Below are 19,729 nucleotides of genomic sequence, written 5' to 3'. Positions count from 1 at the left end.
TGTTCATCTGTTTGATTAAAGGCAACGACTTGGGCACCCCGATTCTCGTTCGGGGATAAAAATGAGGTAAAACATGGCTGATACGGCTACTAACGTAGAGAATAAGACGGAAGACGGTGAATCCCGCCGCGACTTCCTGCTGCTGGCGACTTCCGCCGTGGGTGCGGCAGGCGTTGCAGGCGCGATCTGGCCTTTCGTTGACAGCATGAACCCTGCTGCTGACGTTCTGGCGTTATCTACCACAGAAGTAGATATTTCCCAGATCGAGGAAGGGCAAAGCGTCACTGTAGTATGGCGCGGGAAACCGGTATTTGTTCGCCACCGTGGCACGGAAGAGATCGAACAAGCCGTTAAAGACGACAGTGCGTCTCTGATTGACGTTCAAAAAGACGCTGATCGTGTTCAAAAACCGGAATGGCTGATTTTGATTGGTGTATGTACCCACTTGGGTTGTGTGCCGCTTGGTCAGAAACCCGGCGATCCGCGCGGTGATTTCGGTGGCTGGTTCTGTCCGTGCCATGGTTCTCACTATGATACGTCTGGTCGTATTCGCAAAGGTCCGGCACCGTTGAACCTCGCCGTTCCGCCGTACGAATTCCTCGACGACGAACACGTCAAGATTGGATAAGGGGCCCGATAAATGAGTTCTCCTGAATGGAATAACCCAGTCGTCAAATGGGTTGATGATCGTCTACCGGTCTTCTCTTTGATGCACCACTCCACTGCCGGCTATCCGACGCCGCGCAATCTGAGCTACTGGTGGAACTTTGGTTCCCTTGCGCTCACTGTTTTAATTGTGATGGTTGTTACCGGTATTTTTCTGGTGATGAACTATACGCCGCATGTTGATATGGCGTTTGATTCTGTTGAACGCATCATGCGTGACGTCAACTATGGTTGGCTAATCCGCTATATCCATATGAACGGCGCCTCCATGTTCTTTATCGTCGTTTATATCCACATTTTCCGTGGTTTGTACTACGGTTCTTATAAGGGCCCGCGCGAAATCCTGTGGATCCTCGGCGTTGTTATTTTGTTGTTGATGATGGGAACGGCCTTCATGGGCTACGTTCTGCCGTGGGGTCAAATGTCCCTGTGGGGCGCGACCGTTATTACCAACCTGTTCTCAGCTTTCCCGATCGTTGGTGACTTTATTGTAACGTTGCTGTGGGGTGGTTTCTCTGTTGATAACCCGACATTGAACCGTTTCTTCTCTCTGCACTATCTGTTGCCGTTCGTTCTGTTTGCTGTTGTTGGTTTGCACCTGTGGGCTTTGCATGCTGTGAAATCCAACAACCCGCTGGGTGTTGAAATGAAACAGCCGGAAGACAGCATTCCCTTCCACCCGTACTTCACGATCAAAGATCTGTTCGGGATGGGTCTGTTCTTTATGTTCTTCCTGTTCTTTGTTTTCTGGGCACCGAACTTCTTTGGTGAGCCGGACAACTATATCCCTGCGAACCCGATGGTCACACCGCCGCACATCGTGCCGGAATGGTACTTCCTGCCGTTCTATGCGATCTTGCGTGCGATTACATTCGACATCTTCATTATCCCGGCGAAACTGGGTGGTGTTTTGGCGATGTTTGCTTCCATCATTCTGCTGATGGTATTGCCGTGGCTGGATCGTTCTAAAGTAAAATCCTGTAAGTTCCGTCCGGTTTACAAATGGTTTTTCTGGATCCTGTTCCTTGATTGTATTTTCCTTGGCTACCTTGGTAAAAAACCGGCCGAAGGGTCTTACATCATCATGGCGCAGCTTGCGACCCTGTACTATTTCGCACACTTCCTTGTGATCCTGCCTTTGATGAGCAAGATCGAGAAAGTGGTCGATTTGCCGGAAAGCATTTCCGCTGCCGTACTCAAGAAATCGGAGGACGCGTAACATGCGTAAACTGTTTATTGCTGCTGTTGCGGCCCTGACATTGAGTGCCGGTGCAGCCCAGGCTTCCGGTGGCGCTTATGTGCCGGAACTGAAGGATGTAAACTGGTCGTTCGAAGGTTTCTTCGGTCAATACGATCAAAAGCAATTGCGTCGTGGTTTCCAGATTTACAACGAAGTCTGTTCGGCTTGTCACTCCTTGCGTCTGGTTGCTTATCGTAACTTGTCCGCATTGGGTTTCAGCGAAGATGAGATCAAGGAAATTGCAGCGGAAAAAGAAATCCGCCTGCCACATGGCGATGCAGGTGCTTTGTTAAATGATGATGGTGAATTCTTCACACGTGAAGCCAAACCATCTGATAAATTTGTCAGCCCTTACCCGAACGATGCAGCGGCAACAGATGCCAACGGCGCCTTGCCGCCAGATCTGTCTTTGATTGCTAAAGCCCGTTTGGGTGGTCCGGAATATATTTATAGCTTCCTGATGGGCTATATGGATGAAGTGCCGGAAGAAGTTCTAAATCAAAAAGGTTTTGTCTTAAACGAAGACAAAAACTTCAATGTCTACTTCCCTGGCTATTATTCCTCCATGCCGCCGCAAATCATGGACGAAATGGTTGAGTATGAAGACGGCACCGAAGCAACGGCTGTACAACATGCTGAAGATATCGTTGCGTTCCTGAACTGGGCTGCTGAGCCTGAGCTGGACGAACGTAAGTCTTTGGGCTTGAAAGTTATGCTGTTCCTGTTGGTTCTGACAGCTATGCTTTATGCGCTCAAGCGTAAAATTTGGGCAAATGTAAAACACTAAGTTCGTTTTGCAACCTGACGATTTTAAAAGACCGTCGTGCTTCGATTGAAGTACGGCGGTTTTTTTGTTTAAGATAAATTATCCATTTAATTGATACTTTTGAATAATAGTAAACTTACGGATCGGGTTATTACGCAAGTATTCGTGCGGATATACAGGACTGCATTTTTATTGGATACTCAACTTGTAAACACACAGTTTATCCCTGTTAGAACCGATATTCGAAAATAATATTTACGAACAAAATAGGAGGATTAAAAGCTCATTGTCACTCAATATCCCACCCTCTTGTGACTTGCCTCAGAGCGCTTTGAGTTTTTGATTCTCCGCCCAATTTGTTTGGATAGCCCCCTCTATCTCCCCTCCCCTCGATTTTCGTTTATCGGTTCTTTCTCTTTCTCCATAAAAAATATTCCTGTTAACCATCTGATCATTTTTTTGCGTCATGATAGGTCGAATGGATTTGTTTTATAAGCATGTTACGTGTTTGGGAGAGCGAAAAATATGGCACAGGCACAACAGATTTTGGTGGAAACCGCACAAACGCAAAATATTACGCCTTTGCGCCGTTCGCCGTTAACACCGGGATTGGCATCTGCTGCAAAACGATTTGGAATTCGCCCGGATGCTGTTAAACGTCATGAGCAATATCTCAAAGAACGTGAACTGGAAATGAATAAGCTGCGTTTGCAGCGTGATAGCACCAAAGCCCGTTATAAAGCCTTGAAGGGGACGGTTGATGAGCTGGTGGAACGTATTCATGACGTAGCACGTGAACCCAGTCAGGCTCAAGCAGGCGATATTCAAAATATCCGCACCCTTTTGAAACAAGCTTATCTGGCGATGGAACGCCAACAGGTCGAATTAAAAGGCATTCGTGCGCGGACACAACGTATGGAACGCGCCGCGATGAAAGCGGACGATGTTCATAAAGAAGTTGATGTCATGCGTGGGGAAATATCGGGTTACCAAAAAGCCTTATATGCCGTGCGTAAAGACATGGCCGATTTAATGGAAATCGTTGAAGGCGAAGGGGGCTTGAAAGATTTAGCCAGTCAGGTACGTGTTGTACGAACTGATTTGGAAAACACCCGTCAACGCACCAGTGATCTGGAACGCGGTGCACAGGAACAATCCGCCCGTACCCTGAAACTGGAACAGGATATGCAAATGTTGCGCACGCTGGTTGAATCAAACATGACAGAAACGGCAGGTGTTGCCGGTGCACTCCTGAATTTACGCGAAGAAGTGAATGGTTTGCGTTTGAAAATGGGTCGCTATATCATCGATCAGATTAAGGTATTTAGAAAATAAGAAGCGATCGGTTGATTGTAAATACGTCGTCACAGAGCAAGTTGACCTTGCCCTATCCTTTTTATAGTCTTTCCAATGACGGGATTTGCAATCAAGACCATTTTCCTGTATAGATGCGCCGACCGCTTGGAATAACCGAGCACAATACTCAGGAAATTAATGAAATGAGCGACCAACGCATCGACTTGGTCGGCCTTAGCCGTGAAGAGCTAAAGGCCGAAATGGAACGTATTGGTGAAAAAGGCTTTCGCGCCAAACAGATCTGGCAATGGATCTATCATTACGGCGTCACTGACTTTTCAAAAATGACCAATATTTCCAAAAACTTACATGGAAAATTGGCAGATCATTTCATCATTTCCCGCCCACATGTTTCAGAGGAACTGACCTCTGTAGACCGGACACGTAAATGGTTGTTTAAATTTGACGATAACAACGAAGCGGAAACGGTTTTCATCCCGGAAGAAGAACGCGGTGCGGTTTGTATTTCCTCTCAGGTTGGTTGTACGCTGACGTGCAAGTTCTGTCATACGGGCACACAATTGCTGGTGCGAAATTTAAGTGCGGCTGAAATTGTCGGTCAATTTATGGCTGCGCGTGACAGTTATAATGAATGGCCGTCTCCGCCCGGTGATAAGCGTTTGTTGTCAAACATCGTCCTGATGGGCATGGGGGAGCCGCTTTATAATTTTGATAATGTGGTGAAGGCCTTGAAAATCCTGATGGATCAAGAAGGTATCTCTTTATCCAAACGACGTATCACATTGTCAACCAGTGGTGTTGTTCCTGAAATCCGCCGCCTTGGCGAACAAGCAGATGTTGAATTGGCGATTAGCTTGCATGCGCCCCGAGATGATGTGCGCAATGAGATCATGCCGATCAATAAGAAATACCCGCTCAAAGAACTGATGGCAGCCGTGCGCGATTATCCGGCCGCGATTAATGCGCGCCGCGTGACTTTTGAATATGTCATGTTGAAAGGGATTAACGATTCCGAAGCAGATGCACGTGAGTTAACACGCTTGGTTAAAGGTATCCCGTGTAAATTCAATCTCATTCCGTTTAATCCGTGGCCGGGCAGTGAATATGAATGTTCAGACCGTAAAACACAGAAGCGATTTACGGAGATTTTGAACCGGGCCGGTTATACCGCGACGATTCGTGTGACACGTGGCCAAGATATTCTAGCAGCCTGTGGACAGTTGAAATCGGAAAGTGAACGCACGCGTTGTTCGCGATTGAAGGCACGCTTAGAAGCAGACATTCAAGAAGAAGAACATCTCCTCGGTCAAACAGGATCTTAATTTAAATATTTATTGCTAATCGCTAAAATGGTTCCGTTGAGATGAAGTTTTTTAAGCTCCTTCTCGAATCGGCGCTTGATCTTGTCTATATCTTTCATGTTAGATTTACGAGATATGACAAGAAAAGCGGGTTGATGCGGCATAAACGGTATATTTAGGGATTTTATTTTCCCCAGCTTATTTTGTTTTTTCAGGTAATATCTAAAACGGGCTTCATTATCTATAATGGCATCTATACGCCCATTCTCCAGCATTTTAATGGCATTCTTTGCATCATCGAATTGCAGACGTTTTATCTTTCTATCTGCAATCGCCTGTTCAAACCCGACAGATAGAGCAAACCCACGATTATGTGCGATACGTAAATTGAAAAAATCTGAAATTCTATTAAATCTTAAGGAATTAGAACGAAGTACAAAGACGCTGAAGGTGGAATAATGCATGGGGACGGTAAAGAGATAACGGGCAAAATCACGTCGCTCGTCTGTATCAAATAAAGAAAAGCCCATATCGCATCCCCCATTTTCAATAAGGCTTATCAAACGCTTCCACGGATAGGCTTTAATCTCAGCAGATTGTTCCAGATTGTTTAAAATGTTGAGGACAATTTCAATATCAATTCCGGTTAAAGAATTTTTCCCCTGAATGACATAAGGCTCAAAACCGGCATGGGTGCAGAGCTGCAAAGGACGTGCCTGAGCTTGTTGTGCAAACAAACCTAAAAACAAGAGAAGAATGGCGAATAACTTAAACGCTCTGCACAAAACAACCCCGATCTTTGCGAGCTAAAGAAATATTAATGTCTTGATAGTATCTATGAAAGAGGATTGCAAAAAAAGTGAAAAAACAAAAAGTCCGTAAAACCAGATACGGGAAGTTGTGTGTTTTATCAGTTTTACTTTGCAATTCTCTTTATGCGTTACAGTTATTTTTTAAATATTTTCACCAACGACAAGTTGCGAAATGGGTGAAATTTCTGAAAGAATGGCCTAACATACGGAATTATAAGCGAATGTGATGATTTTTGCCTCTTGCAAGATAGAGTGTGAGGTTGCAAAATCGAATATTCGAATGAGAAGAAAAAATATAATAGAGGCGGATCGAGATCTATGCAGTTTGATTTTGCAACCATTGCCGGGCTGATAATCGGTTTGACAGTTGTCACGCTAGCGATCCTGACGGGATCTGATATCGCCATCTTTTTCAATATTCCCGGTTTTCTGATTGTTTTCGGCGGGACATTTGCCGCAACTTTGATCAAATTTCCTTTGTCAGGGATCTTTATTTCCATTCCAATTGGGATACGCGCAGCCTTTACAGTTCAGAAAGAAAAGCCGCGCGACTACATCCGCCAGGCAATTCAACTTGTCAAACGGGCCCGCAAGAACGGCATTCAAACAATTGAAAAAAATAACCTGAAAAACCCGTTCTTTAAAAAAGGCGTTCAGCTTTGTGCCGATGGACGTGATCTTGATTATATTCGAAAAATTTTGACGCAAGAAATGGCGATGGCCATTCAACGCGAAGAAATTGGGGGTAAAATTTTCCGGGCAATTGGCGATTCTGCCCCAGCATTTGGCATGTTCGGAACAATTGTCGGTCTCATTCAAATGCTGGCCAATATGCAAGACCCCAGCACAATCGGTCCGGCAATGGCTGTCGCGTTGTTGACGACCCTTTATGGCGTGTTGATTGCCAACCTGATTGCTTTGCCGATTGCTGATAAGCTGGAGTCAAAATCAGCCGAAGACAAAGCGTTGCGTTCCTTGATTATTGAATGTGTTTTCCAAATTCAGCAAATGCAAAATCCAACGGCAATGTTGGAAATTTTGGAACCGCACCTCCCTGAAAAACAACGCCAAATGGGGACGGGTGGCAGTTACACCGCCGGTCGCGATGCGAAAAAGCGGGGCTAAGAGCGGATGACGACATCTGAAGACACCAAAGACGACACCCTTGATGGGTCAAAAAATATCAAGCATAACAAGGACGCTCCGGCTTGGATGGTGACTTATGCTGATTTGATGTCGTTGCTGTTTGCCTTATTTGTCCTTTTGCTATCCTTTTCAGAAGTAAATGATAATAGCTTCCAGAAAAACGCGGGACCTATGCGGGAAGCCTTTAACCAGAATGCGGATTTTCAAACGGATGAACAATCCAATCTATCTGGTGGACGCGGTATTTTATCCGGTGTGAAATCGGTGCAAATGGACATCCCGCAAACCGAAGCCATTCGCGAAGCAATGGTGGCCCAGCTTCGTCGTTCCTTACAGGCAGATCTTGCTAATAATTTGGTGGAATTACAAGAAACCAACACAGGTATTATTGTACGTTTTCCATCAGAAACAGCATTCCAGTCCGGTGGGGCGGAATTAGCACCAGCATCTTATGCGACGCTGGATAAAATTATTCCAGTTTTGGCGCGCACACCAGGGGACATTAAAGTTGGGGGGCACACAGATGATATTCCGATTTCAACCCTGCAATATCGCTCGAACTGGGATTTGTCATCATCGCGGGCAACATCGGTTGTGCATTATTTCTTGCGTTCTGGTCAAATCCCGAAAAAACGCCTGACATCACAAGGTTATGCGGATTCCCGCCCGTTAATTGAAAATAAAACACCTGAGGCACGCGCAAAAAACCGTCGCGTAGAAATTTCTATTGAAGTTCCTGAAAACACCAAGGACGCGCAGAAAATCTTAGAGAAAATGCAACCACGTCGCCGGGTATGGACCATTGAAGAAGGTCAGAAACAATTGTTACCCGGTGTTAAAGAAACCGATTTGGAACAACGCCGTCGTGAGGTTGAAGAAAAAGCCAAACGGGAAAAAGAAATGGCGGATGAATTAAATAAAATTCAGATGAATTCAATAGGCCGTCCGCAATAAATAGATTTAAACAAAAAAAGCCCGATGGTTCATCCCATCGGGCTTTTTTCTTTATCTGGTAGGAACTTAGCCTTTATTGGCGCGTTCGACACCTTCCAGAATCAGCTGCTTGGCTTTTTCTGCGCCTTCCCAGCCGGCGATTTTCACCCATTTCCCTTTTTCAAGGTCTTTATAGTGCTGGAAGAAATGCGCAATTTCATCAAGGATGATTTGCGGCAGGTCTGTGTGTGTTGCCACGTCTGCATACATCAGGTGCATTTTGTTAGTCGGAACGGCCAGAACTTTTTCGTCCATACCGCCATCATCTTCCATCATCAAAACACCGATCGGACGCGCGGCGATAACTGCACCAGGAATGATGCTTTCCGGTGCCAGAACCAAAACGTCAACCGGGTCACCGTCATCAGACAATGTGTGCGGAATAAAGCCGTAGTTTGCCGGATAATGCATCGGCGTATGAACGAAACGGTCAACGAATATCGCGCCGCTGTCTTTGTCAAATTCGTATTTCACCGGTGTAGAGCCGGCAGAAACTTCGATGATTACGTTGACGGACTCCGGTGCATCGCCAACAGGAATCTTTTTGATATCCATGGATTTTCCTCACACTGTTACTGTGGGCCCCGAAAGCGCCCCCTAAATTGCAGGCGCACGATAGCGAAAAGGCACCCTTTTATCAAGCAGGATTATCAACCACTGTATCATATCTGCGCTGCATCCACGCCAGCAGAAGCAAGGCGGGCAGGGCAATGGCCGAACAGGCAATGAAAAAGAAGGTCCACCCCAGTTGATCTGCCATAATGCCGGACAGGGCAGCAAACATATCGCGCGGTACAGCCATAAAAGAACTGAGCAAGGCATATTGGGTCGCCGTATAGGCGGAATTACATTGGCTGGACAGATAAGCGACAAAGGCGGTTGTTGCCATGCCAGCAGTGATATTTTCACCAGAAATTGCCGCCATAAGCATGGGGACATTGTGTCCGACCTCGGCCTGTACGGCAAATAACAAGGTGGAAAGCATCTGAACAATCCCGCAATAGAGTAACGCCCGCATAATGCCATAACGATAAACGACGATCCCGCCGATCATACCGCCAATGATGGTTGCCCCAAGTCCGAAAACCTTGGTGACAGAGGCAATCTCGGTCGCGCTGAAACCGATTTGATAATAAAACGGATTGGCCATGGCCCCCAGCATGGCTTCGCCCATCTTGTAAAGGACGATAAAGACCAGTACCCAAATCCATCCAGCCCGTGTCATAAAATCTTTAAAGGGTTCAATGACCGCAATTTTGAAATTGGCTATCAGGGCTGCCAGCCACGGGGCTTTGCCGTCTGCAATCAATTGGGCGCTGTGGAGATTACGTTGTTCCAATTGTTGTTGAGCCGCAAGATTTTCCGGTTCACGGTTTAATAAAACCGTGATCATGCCGATGACGATCAATCCGGCCATAATGGTATAAACCAACGGCCAGGAAATCCAGTCTGAGAGCCCGATTGCGACTGCCCCGGCGATTAACATACCCAGTCGATATCCATTGACGTACATGGCAGCGCCTGCGCCTTGTTCATCGTCTTTCAGCAATTCAATGCGATAGGCATCGATCAAAATGTCCTGAGTGGCGGAAAAAAAGGCGACAAATACGGCAAAAAGAGCCGTTGTCTCGGGTGTTTGAGCTGGATCGGAATGACCGAGTCCAAAAATGGACAGGATCAGAAAGATTTGCGAGACCAAGGCCCAACTGCGTCGATGTCCGATCAAACGATGGAGAATAGGCAGACGAACCTGATCGATCAACGGTGCCCACAGAAATTTAAAAGTGTAGGGCAGGCGTGCGAGTGAGAAAAAGCCGATGGTTGCCAGCGAAACGCCTTCAACCCCTAACCAGTAAGACAGGGTCCCATAGACCAGCAAAAGCGGGAGCCCGCTGGAAAAACCAAGAAAGAGAATGGCCAGAATTCGTCGATCGAAATAGATTTTTGACGCGTCCAACCAGCTTCTCATGATCTCAAATCCATAACGATTTGATGAAAACAGTTGGTTGTTGCTTTTTCCTTGGGGAGGCTTCCGCGCAATTCGGTATGATCAACCCGCAGATGGGCACCATTTTGATATAAAAACAGATCCAGAATACAGTGTTTAGCCCGATATTGCCAAATTTCAACACCACTATCCTTACGAATGAAATCGGCTGTACCAAGGGCTTGTTTTACTTCAAATCCATCGAGGCCAATGAGCTTATCTGGGTTTGCCTTTTCCAGCCCGTATTCCTTAATCGCTGCCAGCCGTCGAGGGGACAGACCTGGAATGTCTGGTTTTGTCTGAACTTTTACCTGTGGGGTGGTTTGTTGCGGACGTTCCCCGCCATACATGTCCTGTTTGGTAGGACTGGCACAGGCGGAAAGTAGCAACGCGCCGCACAAGGCAAGGGCTTGAACGGCGCGATTGGAAAATGACATCACGATCTTGCTAAATCAGGTTTTGCTGTCGTCGTTACGCGCTGCCGCAATTTCATCAGGGCTGAGCGTGGCCATAGAACCGGAAATTTCCCCACCTTCTTCAATAACGATCCGACCATAGCGCACGTTCCCTTTAACGCGGCCGCCACTGCGAACCGTCAGGGTTTTATAAGCATAAAGTTCGCCATCAAACACGCCGGAGATATAGGCTTCTTCCACATGGGCGCTGCCGGTATAAACCCCGTGGGAAGAGACATCCAGAACACGCGCATCGGTGATTTTGGCATCCACGTTGCCTTCAACAACCAATGTTTCACAAGCGGTGATTTCGCCACTGAGCGAGATTTCACGGCCCACGGTCAAAGTGCGCGGGTCTTGATAGTTGCGTTGATCGCCACGGCGCGGTGTTGCACCGGGAATATCCATTAAACGGCGTGCCGCAATATCCGGGCGATAACCGGGTGAGGAACCAGAAGAGGCCGCATTGGGTACAGCCGGTTTACTTGGCGGGGCCGGGGTATGTGTACCTTTTGACGAAAACGGCTTCAAAGGCGGCAACTGCTCGACTTTGTCTTCGTTATTCGTCTGTGCAGCCGGTTGCTCAGTTTTTGTTTCGGTGGATGCTTTGTCGCCGTTTTTATTACGCCCAAACATGCTCACACATACTCCTTAAGAACTCTGTTCCAGCATCAGGAATTTCGGCTCCTGTCGCCAGCGATGGAAAAGATGCACCATGGCGGCTGTGCCAACCACGGGTGCCAATAGGTTTACCAGAGGAATCGTCAACAAGAAAGCAGTCAATGCACCTGCGATCAGCAATCGACCCTGATAGGCTTTACGCAAAGCTTTGGCTTTCTTGACGCCGACACGGCGCTGGCCAACCAATTCAAAATACTCTCGACTTATTAAATAGCCGTTAAGGGAATAAAAGACCAGCAGGTTCACAGCCGGAAACAGTAAATAAATCGGCAAAGCGAGAATATTGAGGAGCAACATCACCCCTGCGAATTTAATGGCTTCGACCAGTGTTTCTCCCCAAGGGATAGAATCGGCAGGGGGCAGGCCGGGATAATGTTTCTTTTCAACAGCTTCGGCAATATCTTCCAACAAAAAGCCGATAATGACAGAAGCCACAGCAGGAAAAAGCAACCAGACAACGGCAATGGTTGCAATGGAACCCAGCCAATCAATTGCAGTATCCACCCACGGAATATTAACCAGCACGCTTTCAAATAAAAAGCCCGTTACCGCACTGAAAAGCAGCAAAAACGTAACCAAAGCACCGAGAACGCCCAGAAAAATGACTTTTCGAAAAGTGGGATCGGGTAATTGCGCGAAAGATTTTGTAAAAGCGGAGATCATGGGACTCTATCGTGTTCTTTATATCGATTCGAGGGATGAGTGTTTTATGTAGCCCGATCATCGCCCTCAGGAAAGGGCTTTGTTCAGGAAATCGACAATCAAGGCGTGAATTTTATTATGTTCAGCCAGTCGATCAAACCCGGGATTGTCGTTTGCCAGTTCACCGAGTTGGGATTTCACGTCTTCGCGGACCGGGGACAGGTAGGAAAAATGCCCGGCTTTTTTGGTAACGTGATAATCGCATCCGTTAGGCAGGTTTTCGCTGATTTCTGTACTATGAAACGGATGGCGCAGGATCATGTCGTGTTCTGCGCGAAAAATTTGAACAGGGACAGTAATATTTTGCAGACTGGCAGGTGGAAACAAACCGCCGCTGACCGGGGCAAGGGCAATGCAGGCCTTATAGCGCGGATCATAGGTCACAGGCAGGTATTCCTCGTCAAAGCCATCGCGCACAATGACTTCATATCCGCTAAAAATGGGATCGAATTCCCGGTTCATGCGGATATGTTGAGCCAATCCTTTTACATAAGGGGTGGCCCCAACGCAGGTCAGGGCCGTAAATCCACCCAGTGAAAAGCCGAAAACAACAATTTTTTGCGGATCAATAACCGGGCCCCATTTATTATCTGCAAGTATCATATCCAGTGCCAATTTCAAATGGCGTGAACGTCCACTGTAGGATCGGGCAGAACCGACCGCGCTGTCATCGAAAAAATTGTTATGGGGATGTTCCGGGACCAGCACGATATAACCGTTCTCGGCCAGAAACTCCGCCGTTTTGCAATGTCCGAAACGTGTCCCGCCGGACCCATGCGACATGACGACAAGGGGGAATACCCCCGGTGCGATATCGCCGTTTTTGGCAACATGAAACTGATAAACACCTTGGCGCAAATCTTGGGCAGGTGTTTCGGTGGGATACCACAAGGCGCAGGGAACGGTGCCGTCGCGGTCACTTGCGCGCAGTGTGGCAAATCCGGCGTGATAGGTCATAAGTCGGGCTTTAGCTAAGATTATTTATAATTTTCAATGGCATCCCAAATCTGGCTTTCCAGACAGGATCCGTCAAAACGATTGATTTCTTGCAGGCCAGTGGGTGACGTGACGTTAATTTCAGTCAGATAATCGCCGATCACATCAATACCGACAAAAATCATGCCGCGTGCCTTTAATTCCGGGCCGATGCGTTCGCAAATTTCACGTTCGCGCGCGGTTAGGTCGGATTTTGCCGCCTGTCCACCGACATGCATGTTAGAGCGCGCTTCACCTTCTGCCGGAATGCGGTTGACGGCACCAGCTGCAACCCCATCGATTAAGATAATGCGTTTGTCGCCTTTGCGTACATCGGGCAAATAGGCCTGAACCATGATCGGTTCACGGTAAAGTTCGCTAAACATTTCAATCAGGGAATTGAGGTTTTCATCCCCCGGTTTGATATGGAAAACCCCGGCCCCGCCATTACCGAACAGGGGTTTGACGATGATGTCTTTATGTTTATCGCGAAAACGTTCGATTTGTTCTTTGTTGCTAGTAATCAGGGTGGGCGGCATCAGGTCGGGGAACTTGGTGACAAACAGTTTTTCCGGTGCGTTGCGCACTTCCGCCGGGTTGTTAACGACCAAGGTTTGAGGGTGAACATGTTCCAGCAAATGCGTAGCCGTAATATAGGCCATATCAAACGGTGGGTCCTGACGCATCAAGATGATATCGACATCGTCCAACAGGTCAATCCAACGGGCCGCACCCAATTCATAATGATTGCCATGTTCGCGTTTCAACGTCATAGGCCGGGCATAAGCCACCACACGACCATCCAGCATGGTTAAATCTTTGGGGTGGTAATGGAAAAGCGTATGGCCGCGTTTTTGGGCTTCAAGTCCCATCACGAAAGTAGAATCACCATTGATATCGATGGTCTCGATCGGGTCCATTTGGATGGCAACGCGCAGGGACATATGTTTTCCTCACCTTAAAATGATATGAAACCAGATATAGACCAACTTAAAAGGCGGTGCCAGTCGTTGATGATAAAAAAGTTGTGAAGTCTGTTGAGACTAACTTTGGACCTTATCTTGTAAATCTTTCAGAATACGTTCGGTATGATGAATGGCATCCATATCCGTTGTATATTTTAAAGCTGTTTTCAATGCTTGAATGGCATCGGATAGTTGACCGATGCGGGCATGCAGCAGGCCACTGTCGCGCCAAAAGGCAGGCGATGTTGGTTCCAGAATATGACAAATTTCTAGTATTTCAAGGGCTTGCGACACTTGATCACAACGTAAAAAATGCGCCTTAATGGCCCCTAAATGACGGATAAACAGTGTTTTGGTCGGCATCGCATCGTAGAAAAGCGGTTGTAATTCCGCTTCGGCACCCCCCAGAACCTTGATCATTTGGCGCAGGGTATAGGCATCCAATTCAATGCAGCCCTGAAAAGGGTCGAGGATGGCGCGTTTTGCCCCATGTTCAATACAAATCAGGCTATAACCGGGGAAGTTTAGTCCAAACACCGCCCAACCGCATTGCCGCGTACAATGAATGAACAGCATACTCAGACACAGGGCAGTGCCGTATTTTTCATCCAGCAGGCAGGCCATGTTCATATGATCAAGATCATCATAGGCGTCTTCATCCCCCTGAAATCCTTTTTCCTTGCAGAACAGGGTTTGCAGGGCTTCGACCTTAGCCTGTAAGGGGTCGTTATGCAGGCACAAGCCTTGAAACCGTGTGTTGAGATCTTGCGACAGGCGTTCGATTTCATCGCGGTAACGGCTCAGATCAAGTGACGGTTTGAGAACTTTGCCCACCAAAAGACCTGCTTCACACAGATTGAAGGTTTCTTCATCCTGTTGTGCAAGCGACTGAAAGCCATGTTGGATTTGACCGGGGAGTGTCATGATGCGTCGCTCAGGACTCTTTCTTCTTTCGGACGATACATGGATTTGCTTTCTTTGACCTCGACATGTGAAACAACTTTGCGCACGTATGGGATGGATTTGGCATGGGCAATAAACCGACGCAGTTCCCCATGACTTTGGGCGAAACCGATGACATAAACCGTTCCGCCCTCAGTATCGTATTTATAGTTAATATCCATGATTTGCCCGTCAAACGTCAGGGCAGCAAATAAACGTGTGTTAATCAAGGTATCATGGGTGAAATCTTCAATACCGGTTTCTCGTTTCAGCACAATATCGTTGTAAACATCTTTAATACCATCCACTTTCCAGACAAGAGCAATGGCTTTGGCGCGTTCTTCTTCGCTTTCAACCGCGCCCATGACCATCGCCTTGGCATTATAGACAATCACTGATAAGTCAGAAGCATAAGACAGTTTTTCCTGTGCCCATGTCCCGATAATGTCGGCTTTCAGCCCCAAATCGTTTGTCGCCCCTTCCAGCCCGCGTTCTTCCAATGCGTAAGCCCCGGCCGTCGTGCCGACAGTGGTTAAAACACCAATCGGCGTGCAGGCCATGAGGATAAGGCAGCTCAAGCTTAAAAAAACAAAACGGGAGATCATCTTTCGTCGTACCATGCGTTTTTCAAATGTCTGGGCAATCTATGGGGTGAAATTGCCATAAAATCAAACCGAATATCCCTATCAGCATAACGCTGATTTGTAGAAAGAAAAGCCTCGGCTGCGACAATCAGACGTTTTTGTTGGGCAACGGAAAAAGACTGCAAGGCCAGATCAAGACTGGGGCGCGATTTTACCTCAATAAAACAAAGGGTACGCCCCTTTAGCGCGACAATATCGATTTCTCCGGCGCGTGTGCGCAGATTGCGCGCAAGGATCCGATATCCCTTTAAACGCAAAGTCCAAGCCGCCAGCTCTTCCCCCCAACGCCCGAAACGCACCGCTTTTAATTTTTTGTCCATCATAGGGTGGGTTAGGGAAGGGTCGGGGGCTTTTTTATGGTGAGATTAGAATTTAAGACGTCATATAATTTTGAGGCTGGTCCCGGAATTTGTAAATTCGGTATTGTTACGCGCGCTAAACGTGCCATAGTGCTCTCCTTCATTTTCTGAAAGAGGTATGAAAAGCTTAGGCTAGTAATTCGGTAACTGTCCCCCGAACTAAATCCCCGAACTAAACGGTCCCCCGAACTAATCCCGAACTAACGCCGAACTAACGTAGGTAGCTGTCACCGGTTACATTAGAACCAAAAACGTAATTTAATTTCGAGGCTGACCCCGGAATTCCGTTTGGTGAAGGAGCAATCATCAATAATGTTATTCAATAGTGATAATCTTCCTCCTAACTTTAGGTTTGTTTGTGGAGCAACCTCTATTGTTATTTTGGGTGAATCTATTATTTGAGTTCGGACGAGTTCCGAGTTCGGGGGAGTTGGGGGAGTTCGGGGGACAGTTACCGATCTCTCGGTTTTGGTCCGGGCTTTTTAGGCAATAAAGGGCGGCCAAGCTGTTCCTCTAAGTTTTGAACAAAGTTGTCGTCGCCTAAAGGTCGTCCGGTCCTTTCGTGCTGTTGTAATTTTAGTTCAAGTTCGGGGGACAGTTACCGATCTCTCGGTTTTGGTTCTAATGTAACCGGTGACAGCTACCTATCTCCCCGTTTCTAGTCCTTTAACGAACCGTTACATTCGGTGTAAAGATATAGCCCGCGCCATAGACGGTTTTGATCATGGTGGGGTCTTTGGGGTCGGCTTCGATTTTTTGGCGCAGGTGGCCGATATGCACATCGATGGAGCGATCAAAGGGGGAGGATTCCCGTCCACGGGCCAAATCCAGCAATTGATCACGGCTGAGAACCCGGTTGGGATGGCTGGCAAGGGCGCAGAGTAGGTCAAACTGCGCTGCCGTTAAGGGAGACTCCTCGCCTTGCGGATCAATGAGTTTACGCGCCATACGGTCCAGCACCCATCCGGCAAAGCGCATTTCAGAGATATCTTCGCCTTTCGGCGTGGCTTGTGCGTTGCCTTTGGCCCGGCGCAGGACGCTGCGCACGCGTGCGCGCAGTTCGCGTGGTTCAAACGGTTTGGAAATGTAATCGTCAGCGCCCAATTCCAGGCCGATGACCATATCGGCAGTTTCGCCCATTCCGGTCAGAATAATAACGGGAATATGGTTTTGTTGACGGATTTCACGCAGCAGATCGAGGCCGTCTTCGCCCTGCAACATCAGATCGAGAACAACCATATCCACATCGCCTTTGGCGATTTTTTCCTTCATTTCCTGCCCGCTGGAGGCAGAAGAGGCACGAAAGCCGACACCGGTTAAACAGCGTTCAACCAGCGAGCAAATATGCGGTTCGTCATCAACAACCAGAATATGGCCCGTATCTGTCATTTCTTCCCTGACTTTATTATTGCATTTTTGTAGGTTGGCGGGATTTTAACCGATGTTGCCCCCCCTGCAAAGCTGAAAAAACAAGAGGACTCAGTCGTTTCGGTCCAGTGCCTTGCGAACCCGTGTGGCGATTTCCTGACGTTCGAACGGTTTGGCGACCAAGTCCAGTTCATCCTGAATAAGGCCAGTTTGATCCATCACCTTATCGGGATAGCCCGACATAAACAACAAAGGCAGGTCTGCGATTAACGTGCGCGCTTGTGTGGCCAGTTCAATGCCGTTTATGCCGCCGGGCATCTCGATATCTGAAAACAACAGATCAAATTCCGGATCGCGTTCCAGAATGCCCAGGGCCTCCACCCCGTCGCTGGCGGCAACCACATCGTAACCGAGACGGCGCAGGCTGTTGGTGGCAAATCCGCGCACGCCGGGATCATCTTCGACCAACAGGATACGTTCTGTTCCCTTGGGCAGGTTGGTTGCGCGCTGGGCGATGGGTTCATATTCCCCGACTTTGGTGCTGCGCGGCAAGACAAGGCGGAAGGTTGTACCTTCACCCGGTGTGCTTTCGACCTGTAACTGACCGTTGGATTGACGCACAAACCCGTAAATGGTGGAAAGGCCCAAGCCGCTGTTCGGTCCTTTTTCTTTTGTGGTGAAAAAGGGCTCGTAAATGCGTTCAATAATTTCAGGTGACATACCGGAGCCGTTATCGCGCACTGAAATCACCACATAATCGCCCGGTGTCAGGTCGACACTGCGATCGGAAAAGACATTCTTTAAGGTGACGTTTTCGGCATAAATCCCTAATTTACCCGCACCGTTCATGGCGTCACGTGCATTGATGGCGAGATTGAGGATTGCGTTTTCCAATTGGTAGGGATCAATCAGGACGGGCCAGATATTCTGGTTGATATGCATATGTGTATCGATCTGGGAACCCACGGCACGCGCAACCAGTTCTTTCATTCCGTTGATCAGCTCGCCTGTGTTACTGATGCGGGGTTTTAAGGGTTGGCGCCGGGCAAAAGCCAAAAGCTGTTTGACGAGGTCGGCACCGCGCCGTGCGGCATCCAAGGCAGGTGACACAAGGTCCATCGTTTCGGAATTTTCTTCTTCTTCTTCTTCCAAAACGGACAGGTTGCCAACGATGATGGTCAACAGGTTGTTGAAATCATGGGACAGGCCGCCGGTTAATTGACCGATGGCTTCCATTTTTTGGGCTTGTCGGTATTTAAATTCGGCGGTGCGTACATCGGTCACATCCTGACCGAGAACGAAATAACCATGAACTTGATTGTCATCGGTCATATGCGGGATGAAAGAGACCAGAACATGCAGTTCTTTATTTTCAGCAACATTCAGCACAAATTCACGAGAGGCGCGTTCACCGCGCAAGGCCGCACGAATGCAGGGCAAATGTTCACGATATACTTTTTTACCCAAAACTTCTTGCGCGGTGCGTCCAACGATTTGGGCCGGGGTGCGTCCGAACCATTCCTGATATTGGCGGTTGGCGAACGAATAGGTCAAATCCCGGTTAACATAACCGATCAGGGCCGGAACCGTATCGGCGATCAGGCGGATTTGTTCTTCGGAAATTTTTAAGGCGTCCAAGGCGTTTTTAAGCTCAGCCGTGCGTTTTTGAACGCGGGCTTCCAATTCGTCATTGGCTTGGCGTAAGGCACGTTCAGCCATTTTACGTTCGGTAATGTCTTTATAGACGGTTACGAAGCCGCCCCCGGGAATCGGGTTGCCGCGTACTTCAAGGATCATGCCGTTGGGACGTTCACGTTCCATTGTATGGGGCAGGAATTTACGCGCTTCTGCGACTTTGTCTTCGATAATATCTTTAACGGGAAATTGACCATATTCACCGCGCTCAGCGTTATATCGAATGAACTCCTCAAACGGTGCGCCGTAATGTGCGAATCCTTCCATCGGGAAATCTGTCAGCTCAAAAAACTTGGAATTCCAGGCAACCAGCTTTAAATCCGCGTCGTAAATAGAAAAACCGTCATCAAGATGTTCAAGACCGGTTTGGACGAACGCCCATTGTTGCGCATCTAGAGAGGGCGCTTCCAATTTATTAAGCAGTTGTTTATTAACGATTTTATTCGCTTTCGCCATAATCATATCCGTTTTTAGCTTATATTTAGGCTAACGAAAAGAGGATTTAATGGGGCGAACTTTACATTCCTTTACAATGTTTATCCGCTTCTTGAATGTCTCTGCATTGACCCTTCACAGTTTTCAGGTAGCCTCTACACAGTCGAATAAGACGTTTACGTGAACGTTGCGCTTTTTGTTTCGCTGGAAACTAATTTAGTGATATCAAATAAGGCGCTGTAAATAAGCAAGAAAGAACGGCCTTCTCAAAAATAAGGGG

General features: G+C 47.7%; 20 protein-coding genes. 7 read left to right on the top strand and 13 right to left on the bottom strand.

Going from position 1 to position 19,729, the window contains the following annotated elements:
* The first annotated feature begins 73 nt into the window (after positions 1-73).
* The 5 genes from petA (at position 74) to rlmN (ending at position 5,311) form a co-directional block, all read left to right on the top strand.
* Positions 74-628: a ubiquinol-cytochrome c reductase iron-sulfur subunit gene (petA, locus tag ACI0FF_RS00905; RefSeq protein ID WP_419798284.1), complete on the top strand. Its 555-nt coding sequence runs from the start codon at positions 74-76 to the stop codon at positions 626-628.
* Positions 629-640: 12 nt separating this feature from the next.
* Complete coding sequence (locus ACI0FF_RS00900; protein WP_419798283.1) at positions 641-1,885, top strand: cytochrome b; 1,245 nt, start codon at positions 641-643, stop codon at positions 1,883-1,885.
* Between the two features lies 1 nt (position 1,886).
* Positions 1,887-2,693, top strand: a complete 807-nt coding sequence (locus ACI0FF_RS00895; RefSeq protein ID WP_419798282.1) for a cytochrome c1 — start codon at positions 1,887-1,889, stop codon at positions 2,691-2,693.
* Between the two features lie 504 nt (positions 2,694-3,197).
* The gene (locus ACI0FF_RS00890; RefSeq protein ID WP_419798281.1) at positions 3,198-4,007 is read left to right on the top strand and encodes a hypothetical protein; all 810 of its coding nucleotides are present in this window, start codon (positions 3,198-3,200) and stop codon (positions 4,005-4,007) included.
* 164 nt (positions 4,008-4,171) lie between these two features.
* Positions 4,172-5,311 (top strand): 23S rRNA (adenine(2503)-C(2))-methyltransferase RlmN, encoded by a 1,140-nt coding sequence (rlmN, locus tag ACI0FF_RS00885; protein WP_419798280.1) that lies wholly within the window; start codon positions 4,172-4,174, stop codon positions 5,309-5,311.
* Here the strand turns inward: rlmN and ACI0FF_RS00880 are convergent.
* On the bottom strand, positions 5,308-6,027 hold the full coding sequence (locus tag ACI0FF_RS00880; RefSeq protein WP_419798279.1) for a substrate-binding periplasmic protein: 720 nt from the start codon (positions 6,025-6,027) through the stop codon (positions 5,308-5,310). The two genes, rlmN and ACI0FF_RS00880, sit on opposite strands and share 4 nt — an antisense overlap.
* A gap of 393 nt (positions 6,028-6,420) precedes the next feature.
* Between ACI0FF_RS00880 and ACI0FF_RS00875 the strand changes: the two genes are divergently transcribed.
* Both ACI0FF_RS00875 and ACI0FF_RS00870 read left to right on the top strand, forming a co-directional pair.
* Positions 6,421-7,227 carry a motility protein A gene (locus ACI0FF_RS00875; RefSeq protein WP_417819456.1) on the top strand — a complete coding sequence of 269 codons (807 nt, stop codon included), beginning with the start codon at positions 6,421-6,423 and terminating at the stop codon, positions 7,225-7,227.
* 6 nt (positions 7,228-7,233) lie between these two features.
* The gene (locus ACI0FF_RS00870) at positions 7,234-8,202 is read left to right on the top strand and encodes an OmpA/MotB family protein (protein ID WP_419798278.1); all 969 of its coding nucleotides are present in this window, start codon (positions 7,234-7,236) and stop codon (positions 8,200-8,202) included.
* A gap of 66 nt (positions 8,203-8,268) precedes the next feature.
* Here the strand turns inward: ACI0FF_RS00870 and ppa are convergent, their stop codons facing one another.
* From ppa to ACI0FF_RS00810, 12 genes are all read right to left on the bottom strand, one after another.
* Positions 8,269-8,796 (bottom strand): inorganic diphosphatase, encoded by a 528-nt coding sequence (gene ppa, locus ACI0FF_RS00865; RefSeq protein WP_417819454.1) that lies wholly within the window; start codon positions 8,794-8,796, stop codon positions 8,269-8,271.
* 82 nt (positions 8,797-8,878) lie between these two features.
* A complete protein-coding gene (locus tag ACI0FF_RS00860; RefSeq protein WP_419798277.1) occupies positions 8,879-10,210 on the bottom strand; it encodes an AmpG family muropeptide MFS transporter in 1,332 nt (443 codons plus the stop codon).
* Positions 10,207-10,665: a hypothetical protein gene (locus ACI0FF_RS00855; protein ID WP_419798276.1), complete on the bottom strand. Its 459-nt coding sequence runs from the start codon at positions 10,663-10,665 to the stop codon at positions 10,207-10,209. Before ACI0FF_RS00855 ends, ACI0FF_RS00860 begins: the two co-directional genes overlap by 4 nt.
* Positions 10,666-10,680: 15 nt before the next feature.
* Entirely contained in the window at positions 10,681-11,319 is a 639-nt protein-coding gene (locus ACI0FF_RS00850; protein WP_188662423.1) for a bactofilin family protein, read from the bottom strand.
* A 15-nt stretch (positions 11,320-11,334) separates the two neighbouring features.
* Positions 11,335-12,027 (bottom strand): EI24 domain-containing protein, encoded by a 693-nt coding sequence (locus ACI0FF_RS00845; RefSeq protein ID WP_419798275.1) that lies wholly within the window; start codon positions 12,025-12,027, stop codon positions 11,335-11,337.
* A gap of 66 nt (positions 12,028-12,093) precedes the next feature.
* Positions 12,094-13,023 (bottom strand): alpha/beta hydrolase family protein, encoded by a 930-nt coding sequence (locus ACI0FF_RS00840; RefSeq protein WP_419798274.1) that lies wholly within the window; start codon positions 13,021-13,023, stop codon positions 12,094-12,096.
* 20 nt (positions 13,024-13,043) lie between these two features.
* Complete coding sequence (gshB, locus tag ACI0FF_RS00835; protein ID WP_419798273.1) at positions 13,044-13,985, bottom strand: glutathione synthase; 942 nt, start codon at positions 13,983-13,985, stop codon at positions 13,044-13,046.
* A gap of 99 nt (positions 13,986-14,084) precedes the next feature.
* Entirely contained in the window at positions 14,085-14,930 is an 846-nt protein-coding gene (locus ACI0FF_RS00830) for a tetratricopeptide repeat protein (protein WP_419798272.1), read from the bottom strand.
* Positions 14,927-15,553 (bottom strand): BON domain-containing protein, encoded by a 627-nt coding sequence (locus ACI0FF_RS00825; RefSeq protein ID WP_419798271.1) that lies wholly within the window; start codon positions 15,551-15,553, stop codon positions 14,927-14,929. The genes ACI0FF_RS00830 and ACI0FF_RS00825 overlap by 4 nt, the downstream gene beginning before the upstream one ends.
* Complete coding sequence (locus ACI0FF_RS00820; RefSeq protein ID WP_419798270.1) at positions 15,550-15,915, bottom strand: YraN family protein; 366 nt, start codon at positions 15,913-15,915, stop codon at positions 15,550-15,552. Before ACI0FF_RS00820 ends, ACI0FF_RS00825 begins: the two co-directional genes overlap by 4 nt.
* A gap of 702 nt (positions 15,916-16,617) precedes the next feature.
* Complete coding sequence (locus ACI0FF_RS00815) at positions 16,618-17,340, bottom strand: response regulator (RefSeq protein ID WP_419798269.1); 723 nt, start codon at positions 17,338-17,340, stop codon at positions 16,618-16,620.
* Between the two features lie 90 nt (positions 17,341-17,430).
* Positions 17,431-19,470, bottom strand: coding sequence for a PAS-domain containing protein (locus ACI0FF_RS00810; RefSeq protein ID WP_419798268.1), 2,040 nt, complete (start codon positions 19,468-19,470; stop codon positions 17,431-17,433).
* Between the last annotated feature and the right edge of the window lie 259 nt (positions 19,471-19,729).

The organism is Terasakiella sp. 4MB5A (genome assembly GCF_050058155.1).
GTDB lineage: Bacteria > Pseudomonadota > Alphaproteobacteria > Rhodospirillales > Terasakiellaceae > Terasakiella > Terasakiella halodenitrificans.
This window is presented reverse-complemented; position numbering and strand designations above follow the sequence as displayed.